This is a genomic window from Aeromicrobium sp. Root344 (assembly GCF_001425755.1).
In the GTDB taxonomy this organism is placed as follows: domain Bacteria; phylum Actinomycetota; class Actinomycetes; order Propionibacteriales; family Nocardioidaceae; genus Aeromicrobium.
The window spans coordinates 1,706,335-1,719,779 of sequence record NZ_LMDH01000001.1; the positions used below are offsets into that span (position 1 = coordinate 1,706,335).

Annotated in this window: 12 protein-coding genes; 9 read left to right on the forward strand and 3 right to left on the reverse strand. The window is 69.2% G+C overall.

Annotated features, from left to right (window positions below; genetic code table 11):
* Window positions 1-342 precede the first annotated feature (342 nt).
* Complete coding sequence (locus tag ASC61_RS08445; protein WP_200935412.1) at window positions 343-783, forward strand: hypothetical protein; 441 nt, start codon at window positions 343-345, stop codon at window positions 781-783.
* 109 nt (window positions 784-892) lie between these two features.
* Window positions 893-1,303, forward strand: coding sequence for a hypothetical protein (locus tag ASC61_RS08450; RefSeq protein ID WP_056210909.1), 411 nt, complete (start codon window positions 893-895; stop codon window positions 1,301-1,303).
* Window positions 1,304-1,372: 69 nt separating this feature from the next.
* On the opposite strand, the gene ASC61_RS08455 is transcribed toward ASC61_RS08450, so the two are convergent.
* A complete protein-coding gene (locus ASC61_RS08455) occupies window positions 1,373-2,875 on the reverse strand; it encodes an MFS transporter (RefSeq protein WP_082530542.1) in 1,503 nt (500 codons plus the stop codon).
* Window positions 2,876-3,011: 136 nt separating this feature from the next.
* Here ASC61_RS08455 and ASC61_RS08460 point away from each other — a divergent pair, with 136 nt between their 5' ends.
* Window positions 3,012-3,677 carry a TetR/AcrR family transcriptional regulator gene (locus tag ASC61_RS08460; RefSeq protein WP_056210911.1) on the forward strand — a complete coding sequence of 222 codons (666 nt, stop codon included), beginning with the start codon at window positions 3,012-3,014 and terminating at the stop codon, window positions 3,675-3,677.
* On the opposite strand, the gene ASC61_RS08465 is transcribed toward ASC61_RS08460, so the two are convergent.
* Both ASC61_RS08465 and ASC61_RS08470 read right to left on the reverse strand, forming a co-directional pair.
* Window positions 3,678-5,030, reverse strand: coding sequence for an FAD-dependent oxidoreductase (locus ASC61_RS08465; RefSeq protein WP_056210913.1), 1,353 nt, complete (start codon window positions 5,028-5,030; stop codon window positions 3,678-3,680). It abuts the gene before it with no gap.
* Between the two features lie 183 nt (window positions 5,031-5,213).
* A complete protein-coding gene (locus ASC61_RS08470) occupies window positions 5,214-6,035 on the reverse strand; it encodes an alpha/beta fold hydrolase (protein ID WP_056210915.1) in 822 nt (273 codons plus the stop codon).
* A 52-nt stretch (window positions 6,036-6,087) separates the two neighbouring features.
* Between ASC61_RS08470 and ASC61_RS08475 the strand changes: the two genes are divergently transcribed.
* The 6 genes from ASC61_RS08475 to clpB all read left to right on the forward strand — a co-directional run bounded on the left by ASC61_RS08475 (window position 6,088) and on the right by clpB (window position 13,416).
* The gene (locus tag ASC61_RS08475; protein WP_056210917.1) at window positions 6,088-7,488 is read left to right on the forward strand and encodes a phytoene desaturase family protein; all 1,401 of its coding nucleotides are present in this window, start codon (window positions 6,088-6,090) and stop codon (window positions 7,486-7,488) included.
* A 132-nt stretch (window positions 7,489-7,620) separates the two neighbouring features.
* Window positions 7,621-8,079: an FMN-binding protein gene (locus ASC61_RS08480; protein ID WP_056210919.1), complete on the forward strand. Its 459-nt coding sequence runs from the start codon at window positions 7,621-7,623 to the stop codon at window positions 8,077-8,079.
* On the forward strand, window positions 8,066-8,938 hold the full coding sequence (locus ASC61_RS08485; protein WP_056210921.1) for an FAD:protein FMN transferase: 873 nt from the start codon (window positions 8,066-8,068) through the stop codon (window positions 8,936-8,938). Before ASC61_RS08480 ends, ASC61_RS08485 begins: the two co-directional genes overlap by 14 nt.
* Window positions 8,935-10,494: an FAD-dependent oxidoreductase gene (locus tag ASC61_RS08490; RefSeq protein WP_056210923.1), complete on the forward strand. Its 1,560-nt coding sequence runs from the start codon at window positions 8,935-8,937 to the stop codon at window positions 10,492-10,494. The genes ASC61_RS08485 and ASC61_RS08490 overlap by 4 nt, the downstream gene beginning before the upstream one ends.
* Before the next feature lie 75 nt (window positions 10,495-10,569).
* Window positions 10,570-10,719, forward strand: a complete 150-nt coding sequence (locus ASC61_RS19710) for a hypothetical protein (protein ID WP_157439428.1) — start codon at window positions 10,570-10,572, stop codon at window positions 10,717-10,719.
* Between the two features lie 108 nt (window positions 10,720-10,827).
* A complete protein-coding gene (gene clpB, locus ASC61_RS08495; protein ID WP_056210925.1) occupies window positions 10,828-13,416 on the forward strand; it encodes an ATP-dependent chaperone ClpB in 2,589 nt (862 codons plus the stop codon).
* Window positions 13,417-13,445 lie beyond the last annotated feature (29 nt).

Here is a 13,445-nt window from a genome sequence, read left to right on the forward strand (position 1 = left end):
AACCTCGGTGATGCCCGATCCCATCAGCCCGCCGCCGATGACTCCGACGCGTTCGATCCCGCTCATGGTGCTCCTCAAGTTAGTAGGACGTCATAGTAATTGGTCGGGAGGCTCCGCACGACATGGCCCTCCTGGACCAGTCACTTCGGGTCAAGAAGAGACGCGATGTCCCGGCGTAGCGTCCGCGGTGGGGCACGTGTGGAACGTGCTCCTGACGTGGACCTCCTGGAGCCGGAGTTCCTGGCGCTTGCGCGCTGGGGGGCGAACGAGCGCAAGCGCACTCCGCACGATCGCTCACCTCTCCCAGGAAGACCCACCATGATTTCACGGCGAATTTTCTCTGTGATTGCCGCAGCAAGTGCGGCTCTCCTCTTCACGTCCACCGCGGCACAAGCCGGCAACGCCCACTTCATCGCCAGTCAGACATCGGTCTCGCAGTCCGGGACCGCGCTGACCGTCAAGTTCAAGGAAGCGGGGCTCGAGTCCGGCTCCACGGAGACGATCCAGGTCAGCGCCCACCTCGACGCCACGTACTCCTGCGTCAACGGTGGCAAGAAGGTGCCGTCCGACCCGAAGAAGACGACGGTCAGCGGCGACTTCCAGCAGAGCGGGACGTTCACGGCAGCGAAGAACGGCAACCTCCTCGGCTCGCTCAGCGTCACGGGACCGGCGGCATCGAGCGTGCTCGACTGCCCGCCGGGGCAGCGAGCCACCTTGGTCGCCGCAGCATGGTCGAGCATCACGATCGACGACCTCACCAGTGGGGCGCACCTCGAGCTCTGATGACCTGAGCTCGGCAGGACAGGAGATGGCCCGGCCCTGCGCCGGGCCATCTCCCCGTCGAGGAGCGCGCCTCCGACCCGCCGCGGCCGCCGCGTGATGGGATGACCCCATGCGTACGCTCGCGGTGGCCCTGCTCCTGGTGCTGGCGGGCTGCGGTGGTGGCTCGGACGATCCGCCCGCCACGAAGGCCACGACCACCGCACCGACCCAGGCCGTGACCACGCCGACCATCGCGCCGCCCAAGGGAACACCGGCGCCAGAGGCGCTGTCGAAGTTCCGCTGTGCCAAGACCTCCAAGGGCATCTGGAACTCGTCGGGATTCATCGCCAACACCGGCAAGACCAAGGTGACCTATCAAGTCACCGTGTACGTCGGCGAGGCTGCCGGGGGTGCGGAGAAGGCCAAGACGCGTCAGCTGGCCAACGTGTCGGCCGGCGGGTCCACGCGCTTCGTCATCAACAACCTCCCGGCGCCCGACAACGGTGGCAGCTGCCACGTCCAGGTGCTGGCCCAGCGCTGAACCGTCTCCGCGCAGCCCACGACCCGCCCGGCTCATGCCGTGACGGGTCGCGGGCAACGCGCGGCGCGATCAGTGCGCCAGGACGGGCGCCGCGTCGGGGTCGACCGCGATGGGCCCGGGGCGGAGCAGGAGACCGCAGATGACAGCTCCGACGGCGAAGATCCCGGCACCCCACCAGAACACGGTGGTGTAGCTCTCCATCGCGGCGAGTGCCTGGTTGTGCGGGCTGGGAGCCTTGCCGTCGAGGTAGTTCGTCGCAGCGGTCGCGGCGAATGCGCTCAGCACGGCCGTGCCGATCGAGCCACCGATCTGCTGGAACGTGTTGACGGCGGCTGAGGCGACGCCGGCATGCTCGGCGTCGACTCCGGACGTCGCCGCGCTGAACGCGGGAGCCATGGCCAGACCGACACCCAGGCCGGTGATGATCAGGCCCGGCAGGATGTTCGCCGCGTACGTGCTGTCGAGGTCGAGCTGGGCGAACAGCACCAGGCCGAAGGACGCCAGCAGCATGCCGGAGAAGACCGGGATCTTCGGGCCGGTGCGAGCCACCACGCCGGAGAACCCCGTGGCCGTGGCCATGATGCCGAGGATCATCGGGATGAACGCGAACCCGGTCTTGAGCGGGCTGTAGCCGAGGGTCAGCGAGACGTAGTAGGTCAGGAACAGGAACACCGCGAACAGGCCGATCCCGATGATCGCCACCGTCAGGAACGAGCCACCGCGGGTGCGGTCCCAGATGATGTGCAGCGGGAGCAGCGGGTTGTGCACCCGGCTCTCGATCACGGCGAACACCGCGAGCAGGGCGAGACCGACGGCGATGCAGACGAGCGTGACGGCGCTGGACCAGCCGTCGGACTCGGCGTTGGCGAGTCCGTAGACGAACGACACGAGGCCGGCGACGACGACGGCGGTGCCCGGGATGTCGAGCTTGGGAGGGTTCTCCTCGCGAGCCTGCTTCTTGAGGAGCAGCACGCCGCCGATCACGGCGAGCGCGGCGAGCGGAACGTTGACGTACAGGCACCACCGCCAAGAGAGGTACTCGGTGAGCGCTCCGCCGAGCATGAGGCCGATGGCGCCGCCACCGCCGGAGATCGCGCCGAAGATCGCGAACGCCTTGGCGCGTTCCGCGGCGTCGGTGAACGTGACGGTCAGCAGCGACAGGGCGGCGGGTGCGAGCAGAGCGCCGAAGATGCCTTGCGCCACGCGGGCCGAGACGAGCATCTCGAAGTTCTGTGCCGCGCCGCCGATCGCGGAGGCGCCGGCGAAGCCGATCAGACCGACGATGAACATCGGCTTGCGGCCCACGAGGTCGCTCAGCCGCCCACCGAGCAGCAGGAGCGAGCCGAACGCCAAGGCGTACCCGGTCACGATCCACTGCCGGTTGTCGTTGGAGAAGCCGAGCGACTCCTGGGCGGTCGGGAGCGCGATGTTCACGATCGTCGCGTCGAGGACGACGATGAGCTGCGCCAGCGCGATGACGCCGAGGATCAGCCAGCGCGTCGTGTGGTGCGGGTTGTCGGCATGGTCGGGCGGCGTGGCCCGCAGTCGGTCGACGACCAAGGTGTCAGTCATGGGAAGCTCCGGAAGGTCAGTAAGTGGAAAGTCTCTTCCGTTTCACTGTAGACGATAACCGGAAAGAACTCTCCATTTGTACGTGTGACCTGTCCCACGAAACGGAAAGTTGTCTCCGGTCCGGTAGTATGGCGGCATGACCCCAGGCAGCATCTCCACGCAGGAAGCCGAACGGCCGCTGCGCAAGGACGCTGCGCGCAACCGTGAGCTGATCCTCGAGACCGCCGCGGAAGTCTTCGCCGAGCAGGGGCTCGAGGCCGGCTACGACGAGATCGCCCGCCGCGCGGGCATCGGCGTCGGCACGGTCTATCGGCGGTTCCCGGAGCGTTCGGAGCTCGTGCAGGCCCTGTTCGAGTCGCGGATCGACGAGATGGTCGCGATCGGTGACGAGGCCGCTGCGATCCCCGATGCGTGGGACGGCCTGACCTGGTTCTTCGAGAAGTCCGTCGAGAAGCAGGTCGCCGACCGCGGGCTCAAGGAGGTCATGGTCCAGACCCTCAACGAGAGCGGTCAGATGACCGTCGGCCGCGAACGAATCGCACCGATCGTCGAGAGCCTCATGCAGCGGGCGCAGGCCGAGGGAGCGCTTCGCAAGGACGTCGAGGTCACGGACCTGGGCATGCAGTTCATGCTGATCGGGTCGCTGTCGACGCCCGAGCAGCCCGAGCTCTGGCGCCGCTACCTGACGCTGCTGTTCGACGGGTTGCGGGCGCGCCCGGACTCCACGCCGCTGCCCCTCGAGGCACCGCCCGACGAGGCGATGCACCTGCTGATGTGCAACCTGCAGGGCCGCCGCAGCTGATCAGCTGCGGGAGATCCGCACCATCTCGTCGCGCGGGACGACCTTGATGCGCGTACGCCCGGCCGCCTCGCCGAGCGCGAGCTCGTGCTCGTCGAGCTGCTCCCAGCCCTCCCACGTCGTGAACTCGATGCCGCGTCCCGCAAGGTAGCGGTCGACGGCGTCACGCTCGGGCTCCGGCGGCGCGACGAGTGCGTCGACGTCGGAGAGCAGCAGCTCGATGGTCTGCGCGGCATCGGACTTGGTATGTCCGATCAGTCCGACGGGTCCGCGCTTGATCCAGCCCGTGACGTACGCGCCGGGCAGCGGGTCGCCCTCGATGTCGATCACGCGTCCGCCGTCGTTGGGCACGATCGCCTGGGTGTCGTCGAACGGGATGCCGGCGAGGTTCTCCGAGCGGTAGCCCACGGCCCGGTAGACCGCCTGGACCGGCCAGTCGACGAGCTCGCCGGTGCCGCGTACGTTGCCGGTGCCGTCGAGCTCGGTGACCTCGGTGCGCAGGCCGACGACGCGGCCGTCCTCGCCGAGGATCTCGACGGGGTTCTGGCAGAAGTGGATGTGGATGCGGTGTGCGGCGCCGGTCGGCTCCTTGGCGAGGTAGTTCTGCAGCACGTCGACGACCAGCTTGACCGACTTGGAGGCGCGGATGGCGTCCATGGATCCTTCGTCGAGCTCGAAGCCCTCCGGATGGATGATGACGTCGATGCTGGGCGAGTGCGACAGCTCCCGCAGCTCCATCGGGGTGAACTTGACCTGCGCGGGACCGCGGCGGGCGAAGACGTGGACGTCCTTGGCGGCGTTCGCCTTGAGGCCGGCGTAGACGTTGTCGGGGATCTCGGTGACGAGCTGCTCGTCGGCGGTCTTGGCAAGCATGCGGGCGACGTCGAGGCCGACGTTGCCGACGCCCAGGACGGCGACGCTCTCGGCGTGAGGGTCGAACGGCCAGTCGCGCGGGGCGTCGGGGTGGCCGTCGTACCAGGAGACGAAGTCCGCCGCGCCGAACGAGCCCTTGAGGTCGATGCCCGGGATCTCGAGGTCGCGGTCGGCGCGGGCGCCGGTCGCAAAGATGACGGCGTCGTAGAACTGCTGGAGGTGGTCGAGCTTGAGGTCGGCGCCGTAGTTGACGTTGCCGAAGAAGCGGATGTCGTCGTTGGACAGCACGCGCTTGAGCGCCTTGACGATCTCCTTGATGCGCGGGTGGTCCGGCGCGACCCCGTAGCGGATCAGGCCGAACGGCGTCGGATCGCGGTCGAGGATGTCGATCGTGACGTCCACCTCGGACTTGGTGAGGATGTCGGCCGCGTAGATTCCCGCCGGTCCGGCGCCGATCACGGCGACACGCAATTGCCTGCTCATACACAACTCCTGGGGGAAGATCGCCACGCTGTCTTAGGCAAGGCTAAGGACGCTGATCAAGGGCACTTCGGGCGTCTTGCGATGCGAACGGCAATCGTGTGGGGTGGGTCACACCTGAACTGAGTTCAGGTATCCTGAAAGTGTATGTGCGACAGGGCTCAGGTGCTGAAGTTGTGGCGCGGCTCACATGTCGAGCGGATGTCTCGCCAGGTAGTCGTCGACCAACGCGTTGACCTGGTCGGGCACCTCCAGCGCAGCGAGGTGGGCGGCGCCGTCGATCACGACGAAGTCGGCACCGGGGATCGCGTCAGCCATCGCGCGGTTCTCCGCGACCGGGAACGTGGCATCCTCGGCGCCGGCGATCACGAGCACCGGCGTGGTGATGCGTGCGAACAGCTCGCGCTGGTCGGGGCGCTCGGGAACCACGCTCCGCACGGCCCAGGTCGCTGAGGTCATGTCGACCCGCGACAGCGACGCGCGGACGGTGCGCACGACGTCGCCGCGCGTCCGCAGGGTCGTCGGCCCGAGGAACGCCTTGAGCACCGAGCGCGTCAATGGCGGTCTGATGCCGCGCAGGACGCGAGCGGTTCGCAGCATCGCCGCGTACTCGATCCGCTGGTAGCGGCCGGCGGTCGTCGCGGTGGCGTTCATGAGCACCGAGACGCCGACGCGGTCCGGGTGCAGAGCGGCGAACGTGCCGCCGATCATGCCGCCCCACGAGTTGCCGAGGACGTGCGCGCGTGTGACACCGAAGTGGTCGAGCACCTGCTCGATGACGGTGGCGCACTCCTCGAAGCTGAACCCTCGCGTGAGCGGCTCGCTGTCGCCGTGGCCGGGTGGGTCGACCACGAGCACGGTGAACCGGCCGGCGAAGTGCGCGGCCTGCGCCGCCCAGAGCCTGCCGTCCATCAGGAGGCTCGGCCACATCAGCATCGCCGGCCCGTCACCGTCGACGCGAACGCGGAGCCGGCCGAGGACGGTGGGCACATCGTGATCGACCAGCATCCAGTCACCCTAGGGCCGTACGGCGGGCGGAGGTGCCGACTAGGTTGAACACATGACCACTGCCGTCGTCGTGGGCTCCGGGCCCAACGGGCTGGCCGCTGCCGTCGTGCTGGCCCGGGCCGGGATCGACGTGACCGTGCTGGAGGCCGCGGACGAGATCGGCGGTGGCACCCGGTCGGCGGAGCTCAACGTCCCAGGCGTCCTGCACGACATCTGCAGCGCCACGCACCCGACAGCGGTCGCATCGCCGTTCTTCCGTTCCCTCGACCTCGAGCGCCACGGCCTCGAGTGGTTGTGGCCCGAGGTCGACGCCGTCCACCCGCTCGACGGCGGCCGGGCCGGTGTGCTGTTCCGTGACCTCGACCGCACGGTCGAAGGGCTCGGCGTCGACGGCCCGGCATGGCGCAAGCTGTACGCCCCGCTGGCCGCGTCGAGCGACGAGCTGATCGGCGAGCTGTTCCGCCCGATCGTGCACGTGCCGAAGCACCCGATCATGATGGCGAAGTTCGGCATGCGGGCGCTGCAGCCGGCCTCGTGGATCGCCCGTCGCTGGGAGACCGACGAGGCGCGTGGGCTGTTCGCCGGATTGGCCGCCCACGCGATCTACCCGTTGAGCCGGCCGACGACGGGCGGGCTCGGCCTGATGTTCGGCCTGACCAGTCATGCGTACGGCTGGCCGGTGGCCAAGGGCGGTTCGGCCGCGATCGCCCGGGCCCTCGCTGCCGACATCGTCGAGCACGGTGGCCGCATCGAGACGGGGCATGAGGTCACCGAGCTGCCCCAGGCCGACATCGTCATCTTCGACACCTCGCCGGCAGGTGCACTGCGGATCGCGGGCGATGCGCTGCCCGGGCGCGTACGCCGGCCGCTCACGCGGTGGCGCTCAGGACCCGGCGTGTTCAAGGTCGACTTCGCGGTCGAGGGTGGCGTTCCCTGGACCAACGAGTGGGCCCGCAAGGCCGGCACCCTGCACCTCGCGGGCACGTTCGAGGAGCTCAACGCCGCCGAGCGCGACGTCCACGCCGGCCGGATGCCCGACCGCCCGTTCGTCCTGGTGTGCCAGCAGTACCTCGCCGACCCGGGCCGTTCGGCCGGCGACGTGCATCCCGTGTGGTCCTATGCGCACGTCCCCAACGGCTACACGGGCGATGCGACCGAGGCGATCACCGACCAGATCGAGCGCTTCGCACCGGGCTTTCGCGACCGGATCGTCGCGAAGACCACGGCGGGCCCGGCGCAGCTCGAGGCCCACAACGCGAACTACGCCGGAGGCGACATCGGCGGCGGCGCCAACGACGCGTGGCAGGTCGTCATGCGGCCGCGGTTCTCGCCCAACCCGTACTCGCTCGGGGCCAAAGGCCTCTACCTCTGTTCGGCCTCGACGCCACCCGGTGGCGGCGTCCACGGCATGGGCGGGTTCCACGCGGCGACGGCGGCTGTGCGGAACCTGTGAGTCTGTAACAAGACTCACAGGCTGGAACTCCCCCCGCGAAGGTCCCGTTCATACGGTTGAACGTTCAGCCATCCTGTTCCGTTCTCTCCATTGCACGGTGATTCCATACCCTCGAGCTCAGGAGCCCGACCGATGAAACTCCCAGCGCACAAGAAGATGCTCTCCGCGGCAGCAGCCGCCTCCGTCATGCTGCTCACCGCCGCCTGCGGCAGTGGTGGCAGCGACGATGCGTCCAGCATGCCCAGCTCGTCGGCGCCGTCCGCCACGACCGATGACTCGTCAGCCGCAGCAGCCACCTACAAGGACGGCGACTACGAGGCCGAGGCGAGCTACGTCAACCCGGGTGGTGACTCGAAGGTCAAGGTCGAGCTCACGCTGGCCGACAACAAGGTCAGCAAGGTCGAGGTCACGCCCGAGGCCACGGACGGCACCTCCAAGAGCTTCCAGGAGAAGTTCGCGAGCGGCATCTCGAGCGAGGTCGTGGGCAAGAGCCTCGACGACCTGAAGGTCGACAAGGTGGCGGGCTCGTCACTCACGCACCTCGGCTTCAACGAGGCGATCGACAAGATCAAGGCTGATGCCAAGGCCTGAGCCGACCGCCTGGCAGTTCGAGGCGATCGGCACCGCGTGGCAGATCGACACCCCTGAGCCGCTCGCCCTGGACGTCGCCGCAGCCGTGACCGCCCGCATCGATGAGTTCGATGCGGTGTGGTCACGGTTCCGGCCAGACTCGGTGGTCTCCCGGATCGCCGTCGAGGGCGGGACGTGGGTGCTCGATCCCGACTCGCGCGCCCTGCTCGACCTCTACGTCGCGTTGCACGAGGTCACCGGCGGCGCGGTGACGCCGCTTGTCGGGCGTACGCTCGCCGATCTCGGCTACGACGACACGTATTCCCTGCGACCTGTCGCTTCGCCCGCTGCCGTGCCGGCGTGGGACCTGATCGCCTGGGACTATCCGGCGCTGACCGCCCATGAGCCGTTGCTGCTCGATGTCGGCGCAGCGGGCAAGGGCCACCTCGTCGACCTCGTGGCGGGCGTGCTCACGGCCCACCGGGTCGCCGACGTCACGATCGACGCGAGCGGCGACCTGCTGCACCGCAGGGACGATCCCTTGCGCGTCGCCCTCGAGCATCCCGGCGACGCGACCCGTGCCATCGGCGTCGCGGAGCTGTCTCGTGGACAGGCGCTCTGCGCCTCCGCAACGAACAGGCGCGCGTGGGGCGACGGCCTGCACCATGTGCTCGACGGGCGCACCGGCGAGCCGACCCGCGACATCGTGGCGACGTGGGTCGTGGCCGACTCGTGCCTGCTCGCCGACGGCCTCGCCACCGCCCATTTCCTCGCCGATCCGGCCCGACTCGTGTCACGCTTCGACCACGAGTTCGTACGCATGCACGCTGACGGCCGGGTCGAACGATCCCCGGACTTTCCTGGAGAGGTGTTCTCATGAACGCGAATCCCCGCGACCTGCTCGACCGCCAGCTCGGGCGGGTGACGATGTACCGCCTCGTCACGATCGTGCTCCTCGCGCTGGCCGCCGTGATGGTCGCCTACACGGCCGGCGGCACGTTCACCGACCCGTTCACGGTCAAGGCCGAGCTCGTCACGCTGGTCGTGCTGCTCGCCGCGTCGTACGTCAGCAATCGCGTGTGCGGATTCATCTGGCGCATCACGCCGCACGGTGAGTCGTCGATCATCACGGGGCTGCTGCTGTGGTTCCTGTTCTGGCCGACGACCGACGGGGAGACGCTTGCGTGGCTCGCCGGCGCTGCCGTGCTGGCGAACCTGTCGAAGTACCTCCTCGCGTGGCGCGGGCGGCACATCTTCAACCCGGCCGCAGCCGGGGCCTTCCTGATCGTGGTGCTCCAACACGTCGTGAACCGCGAGACCACGGTCGACCCGACGTGGTGGGCCGCCTCCAAGACCCTGTTGCCGTACGTCGCCGTCGGCGCGTTCCTGGTGCTCTGGCGAACCCGGCGCCTGGACCTCGGCGCGGTGTTCATCGTCCTCGCCGGCGCCCTGACCGTCTGGGGCTTCACGTCCGGGTACGACCAGCCGTTCGACGCAGCCCTCAAGACCACCGCCTACTCGGTCGCCCTCGTCTTCATCGCCGGCTTCATGCTGAGCGAGCCGCTGACGCTTCCGCCGCGACGGCACCAGCAGCTGGTCGTGGCCGTTGTCGTGGCCGTCGTGATCTCGTACCCCCAGTGGATCGCCCTGCTCGACAAGACGCCGTTCACCGTGGACGGGATCGGCGTGAGCCAGCAGCTCGCGCTGCTGATCGGCAACCTGCTCGCGTTCGCCTTCGCCCGCCGGCACGGCGTCACGTTCGTGCTCGAGGGGAGCCGGGTGCTCACACCGGAGACACGCGAGCTGACGTTCCGCGCCAAGCGCCCGGTGTCGTTCGAGCCCGGCCAGTATGCCGAGCTCACCGTGCCGCACGCGGGGGTCGACGGCCGTGGCAGCCGTCGTTCGTTCAGCATCAGCTCGCCGCCGAACGCCGAGGGCCGGGTGTCGTTCGCGTTGCGCGTGCCGGAGGACTCGTCGAGCTTCAAGAAGGCGCTGCTGGCCCTCGAGCCCGGCGACACGGTCCACGCGACCGGCATCGGCGGCGACTTCCTGCTGCCGTCGGACTCCTCCGAACCTCTGCTGCTCGTCGCGGGCGGCATCGGCATCACGCCGTTCCTGAGCCAGCTGCGGCACGAGTCGTCGCGCGATGCGGTGCTGGTCTACGGTGTCTCGTCGCCCGACGAGGTGCCGTTCGTGGAGGAGCTCGCGGGGCTCCGGGTCGTGCTCGTCGGACCCGCTGCGCCGAGCGGGCTGCCGGACAGCTGGACCTACGTCGAGGCACCCTTCCTGTCGACGGACCTGATCGCCCAGGCCGTCCCGGACCTGGCGGCCCGCACGGCGTACGTCTCCGGGCCGCCGGCCATGGTCAACGCCGTGCGCCCGGGCCTCGCGAAGCGGTGCAAGGGCGTCAAGACCGACTACTTCACCGGCTACTGAGCCGGCGGTGGTTGCTGGCAGACCGTCGCCGACCTAGTGTGATGCAGGACACATCCTTTCGTCCCAAGGAGGGGCATGTCCGAGATGCCAGCCGAGTTCCTCGAGCCCGAACGGCGAGAGGAGCGCGACGCGCCGAGCGTGCGAGACCGCGGAGCCGACGAGCCGGTCCGCGATCCGCGAAGCTCGAGCCAGCCCGAGACCGATCGGCCGTACGGCGACGGCTGATTCGCTCTGCTCGACGGATTGGCACCGATCGGGCAAAGTTGATAGGAATGGACTCAACTTTGAATGCGTTGAGATGAGTGACACTCGTTCCATTCCAGGAGAACCACCATGGACCTTGCCACGTTCACGACGCGCAGCCAGCAGGCGCTGGGCAGCGCAATCTCGGCTGCCGCCGCCGCGGGCAACCCCGCGGTCGAGCCGGCCCACCTCCTGTCCGCCCTCCTCGCCCAGGACGGCGGCACCGCTGCGCCGTTGATCCAGGCGGGCGGCGTCGATGCCCAGGCCGTACGCACCGGGCTCAAGTCGGCGCTGGACGCGCTGCCGTCGGCCAGCGGCGCCAGCGTGCAGAACCCGGGCCTGTCTCGCGCGAGTCACGAGGTGCTGCAGCGGGCCAAGGATCTCGCCGACCAGCTGGGCGACGACTTCGTCTCGACCGAGCACCTCGTCGTCGGCATCGCGACCGTCGAGTCGCCCGCCCGGACCGTGCTGACCGATGCCGGCGCGACCGCCGAGTCGCTGCAGGCCGCGTTCGACGCGGTGCGCGGAGGGGCCCGGGTCACCAGCGCTGACGCGGAGGACACCTACCAGTCGCTCGAGAAGTACGGCGTCGACCTGACCGCCGTGGCGCGCGAGGGCAAGCTCGATCCCGTGATCGGCCGCGACAGCGAGATCCGCCGGGTCGTCCAGGTGCTGTCCCGGCGCACCAAGAACAACCCCGTCCTGATCGGCGAGCCCGGCGTCGGCAAGACCGCCGTCGTCGAGGGCCTCGCGCAGCGCATCGTCGCGGGTGACGTTCCGGAGTCGTTGCGCGGCCGTCGGCTCATCTCGCTCGACCTGGCCGCGATGGTGGCCGGAGCGAAGTATCGCGGCGAGTTCGAGGAGCGCCTCAAGGCCGTGCTGACCGAGATCAAGGAGTCGGACGGCCAGGTCATCACGTTCATCGACGAGCTGCACACCGTCGTCGGTGCGGGGGCCGGCGGCGACAGCGCGATGGACGCCGGCAACATGCTCAAGCCCATGCTGGCCCGTGGGGAGCTGCGAATGATCGGCGCGACGACGCTGGACGAGTACCGCGAGCGCATCGAGAAGGACCCCGCCCTGGAGCGCCGGTTCCAGCAGGTGTTCGTCGGCGAGCCCAGCCCTGAGGACACGATCGCGATCCTGCGCGGTCTCAAGGAGCGCTACGAGGCGCACCACAAGGTGTCGATCTCCGATGCCGCGCTCGTCGCGGCCGCGACCCTGTCGGATCGCTACATCCCCGGCCGTCAGCTGCCCGACAAGGCGATCGACCTGATCGACGAGGCCGGCAGCCGGCTCCGCATGGAGATCGACTCGAGCCCGATCGAGATCGACGAGCTGCGCCGTGCCGTCGACCGGCTCCGCATGGAGGAGCTGCACCTCGACAAGGAGCAGGACGACGCGAGCCGCGACCGGCTCGACAAGCTCCGCGTCGAGCTCGCCGACAAGCAGGAGGCCCTGCGGGCGCTCGAGACCAGGTGGGAGCGCGAGAAGCAGGCCCTCAACGCCGTCGGTGAGATCAAGGAGCGGATCGACGAGGTCCGCAGCCAGGCCGAGCGCGCGCAGCGCGAGGGTGACATGGACACCGCGAGCCGGCTGATCTACAGCGAGATCCCGGCCATGGAGCGACAGCTCGAGGACGCCCAGGCCGCGGAGGCGGCCCAGGAGGGCGACTCGATGGTGCACGAGGAGGTCGGCGCCGACGACGTCGCCGAGGTCGTCGCGTCCTGGACCGGCATCCCGACCGGGCGCCTGCTCGAGGGCGAGACCGGCAAGCTCCTGCGCATGGAGGACGAGCTCGGCAAGCGGCTCGTCGGTCAGCGCACCGCGGTCGCGGCGGTGTCCGACGCCGTACGCCGTTCGCGTGCCGGCATCTCCGACCCCGACCGGCCGACCGGTTCGTTCCTGTTCCTCGGCCCGACCGGCGTCGGCAAGACCGAGCTCGCCAAGACGCTCGCGGAGTTCCTGTTCGACGACGAGCGGGCGATCATCCGCATCGACATGAGCGAGTACTCCGAGAAGCACTCGGTCAGCCGGCTCGTCGGCGCGCCTCCGGGCTACGTCGGCTACGACGAGGGTGGTCAGCTGACCGAGGCCGTACGTCGCCGGCCCTACTCGGTCGTGCTGCTCGACGAGGTCGAGAAGGCGCACCCCGAGGTGTTCGACATCCTCCTGCAGGTGCTCGACGACGGGCGCCTGACGGACGGCCAAGGACGTACGGTCGACTTCCGCAACGTGATCTTGATCCTCACGTCCAACCTCGGTTCGGTGTTCCTCAGCGATCCCGCGCTCGACGATGCCGCCAAGCGCTCGGCGGTCATGGACGTCGTCAAGGCGTCGTTCAAGCCCGAGTTCCTCAACCGGCTCGACGAGATCGTCACGTTCGACGCCCTCGGCACCGACGAGCTGGCGCACATCGTCGACCTGCAGGTCTCGGCATTGGCCAAGCGGCTGGCGGTGCGGCGCATCACGCTCGAGGTCACGCCGGCGGCGCGGGAGTGGCTCGCCCTGACCGGGTGGGATCCCGCGTACGGCGCCCGGCCGCTGCGCCGGCTCGTGCAGCAGGCGATCGGCGACCGGCTCGCGCGGTCGCTGCTGGCCGGCGACGTCCGCGACGGAGACACCGTGGTGGTCGACCGTGCTCCCGACGCCGACGAGCTGACGGTCAAGGCCGCCTGAGGTTCGTCACCACCGTGATGGTGGGATGG